Annotated in this window: 2 rRNA genes; both read left to right on the top strand. The window is 49.5% G+C overall.

The features are described from left to right. Positions 1 to 81 precede the first annotated feature (81 nt). A 23S ribosomal RNA gene (locus EO126_RS10610) occupies positions 82 to 3,014 on the top strand. A 199-nt stretch (positions 3,015 to 3,213) separates the two neighbouring features. Continuing rightward, positions 3,214 to 3,330 (top strand): 5S ribosomal RNA (gene rrf, locus EO126_RS10605). The last annotated feature ends 45 nt before the right edge of the window (positions 3,331 to 3,375 follow it).

Below are 3,375 nucleotides of genomic sequence, written 5' to 3'. Positions count from 1 at the left end.
GACCAAGCACATTAGGAAAAAATTCTCTGATTTATAAAGAGTAGGTTAAGCTACAGGCGAGACGCAAGTCTTAAAAATCTAAGTAAAGATTTTAAGGGCGTACGGTGGATGCCTTGGCTATACTGGCCGATGAAGGACGCGGTAAGCTGCGATAAGCTACGGAGAGGTGCAAGCAACCTTTGACCCGTAGATTTCCGAATGGGGGAACCCGGCGGAAGTTATGTTCCGTCACCCATACCTTAGAGTATGAGGAGGGCACCTGGGGAACTGAAACATCTAAGTACCCAGAGGAAGAGTAATCAAACGAGATTCTCCTAGTAGCGGCGAGCGAACGGGGAAGAGCCCAAACCGGATCGGGAAACCGAACCGGGGTTGAGGACTGTCATCAAGTGTAAATGAGATAGAAGAATCGTGCTGGAACGCACAGCCGTAGAAGGTGAAAGCCCTGTACTCGAAATCTTGCATGCATGGGACAGTATCCAGAGTACCACGAGACACGTGAAACCTTGTGGGAAGCAGGGGGGACCACCCTCCAAGGCAAAATACCAGTATGGACCGATAGCGCATAGTACCGTGAGGGAAAGGTGAAAAGCACCCCGGGAGGGGAGTGAAAGAGAACCTGAAACCGTATGTCTACAAACAGTCGAAGCGCGTATAATTGCAGCGCGACGGCGTGCCTATTGAAGAATGAACCGGCGAGTTACTGTTACTAGCGAGGTTAAGTGGAAAACATGGAGCCGAAGCGAAAGCGAGTCTGAACAGGGCGAATAGTTAGTAATAGTAGACCCGAAACCGTAGTGATCTATCCATGGCCAGGTTGAAGCACAGGTAAAATTGTGTGGAGGACCGAACTCGTGAGCGTTGAAAAGCTTTGGGATGAGCTGTGGATAGGGGTGAAATGCCAATCGAACACGGAGATAGCTGGTTCTCCCCGAAATAGCTTTAGGGCTAGCCTCATGGAGAGAGTATAGGCGGTAGAGCACTGATCGGGCTAGGGCCCATACCGGGTACCGAACCTAGTCAAACTACGAATGGCTATACTTATACATGGGAGTCAGACTATGAGTGATAAGGCCCATAGTCAAGAGGGAAACAGCCCAGACCACCAACTAAGGTCCCTAATGCTGTACTAAGTGGCGAAGGATGTGGAATTTCTAAAACAACCAGGATGTTGGCTTAGAAGCAGCCACCATTTAAAGAGTGCGTAATAGCTCACTGGTCGAGAGACTCTGCGCCGAAAATGTCCGGGGCTAAAGTACAGAACCGAAGTTGTGGCAAATGCAGTAATGTATTTGGGTAGGGGAGCGTTCTTATTGGATTGAAGCAGTACCGGAAGGAGCTGTGGACTGGTAAGAAGTGAGAATGCCGGTATGAGTAGCGAAAAGAAAGGTGAGAATCCTTTCCACCGAAAGCCTAAGGGTTCCTGAGCAACGATCGTCGACTCAGGGTAAGTCGGGACCTAAGCCGAGGCGGAAAAGCGTAGGCGATGGACAACAGGTTGAAATTCCTGTACTAGTATGAATTGTTTGATCGATGGAGTGACGCAGTAAGATAGGTCAGCACGAGGATGGAAATTCGTGTTTAAGCGTGTAGGTGAAGTGGCAGGCAAATCCACCATTTCAAAAGCTGAGGCGTGATGAGGAGTTACTAGAAATAGTGACGAACTGATTGATTCTACACTGCCGAGAAAAGCTTCTAGGTAGAGACATACTACCCGTACCGAAACCGACACAGGTGGGCGGGGAGAGAATCCTAAGGTGCGCGGGAAAACCCTCGTTAAGGAACTCGGCAAAATGCCTCCGTAACTTCGGGAAAAGGAGGACTCATGTAGTGTGAAGAGCAGTAACGCTTGGAGCATGAATGAGTGGCACAAGAGAGGCGCAAGCGACTGTTTACCACAAACACAGGTGCCTGCTAAAGCGAAAGCTGATGTATAGGTGCTGACACCTGCCCGGTGCTGGAAGGTTAAGAGGAGGGGTTAGGAGTAATCCGAAGCTCTGAATTGAAGCCCCAGTAAACGGCGGCCGTAACTATAACGGTCCTAAGGTAGCGAAATTCCTTGTCGGGTAAGTTCCGACCCGCACGAAAGGTGTAACGACTTGCGCACTGTCTCAACGAGGGACCCGGTGAAATTGAAGTACCTGTGAAGATGCAGGTTACCCGCGACTGGACAGAAAGACCCCATGGAGCTTTACTGCAACCTAAGATTGAATTTAGTTATTGAATGTACAGGATAGGTGGGAGACGTAGAGACTAGGGCGCCAGTCTTAGTGGAGTCATTGTTGGGATACCACCCTTTCCATAATTGAATTCTAACGGGGAGACTAACACCCTCCCGGACAGTCTTAGGCGGGCAGTTTGACTGGGGCGGTCGCCTCCGAAAATGTAACGGAGGCGCCCAAAGGTTCCCTCAGAGCGGACGGAAATCGCTCGAAGAGTGTAAAGGCAGAAGGGAGCTTGACTGCGAGACGGACAGGTCGAGCAGGGACGAAAGTCGGGCTTAGTGATCCGGTGGTGCCGAGTGGAAGGGCCATCGCTCAACGGATAAAAGCTACCCTGGGGATAACAGGCTAATCTCTCCCAAGAGTCCATATCGACGGGGAGGTTTGGCACCTCGATGTCGGCTCATCACATCCTGGGGCTGAAGTAGGTCCCAAGGGTTCGGCTGTTCGCCGATTAAAGTGGTACGTGAGCTGGGTTCAGAACGTCGTGAGACAGTTCGGTCCCTATCCATCGCGGGCGCAAGAAACTTGAAGGGGGCTGCTCCTAGTACGAGAGGACCGGAGTGGACGAACCGCTGGTGTACCAATTATCCTGCCAAGGGTACAGTTGGGTAGCTACGTTCGGGACGGATAAACGCTGAAAGCATCTAAGCGTGAAACCAGCCTTGAGATGAGGTTTCTCATAACATAAGTTAGTAAGATCCCATGTAGACGACATGGTTGATAGGCCAGGTGTGGAAGAGCTGTGAGGCTTGGAGCTGACTGGTACTAATAGATCGAGGGCTTTACTTATAAGTAGTGAACACGATTTAAAGGAACGAAAGTGTCGCATAAATCGTAGTGAATCTCTTAGTTCGTAGCGTAAAATTTTACGAAGTAAAATTCACAGCTGCCGAACATAAAGTAGCACTATTCTTTTCAGAAATTATCTAATGTGTAACTTACATAATCTACACTTCTATGTGGTTTTCAGAGTACAAGCTCTGACAAATTCAGTGGCGATAGCTACGAGGATCCACCTGTTCCCATCTCGAACACAGTAGTTAAGCTCGTATACGCCGAAAGTACTTGGCTGGAAGCGGCCTGGGAGGATAGGTAGTCGCTGATTAATAAGAAAAGACGGTCATACCGAATGGTATGGCCGTCTTTTTTT

It is taken from the genome of Veillonella seminalis (assembly GCF_003992065.1).
Classification (GTDB): domain Bacteria; phylum Bacillota; class Negativicutes; order Veillonellales; family Veillonellaceae; genus Veillonella_A; species Veillonella_A seminalis.
Note: the sequence above shows the minus strand (reverse complement) of the source record. Positions and strands in the feature narration are given on the sequence as shown.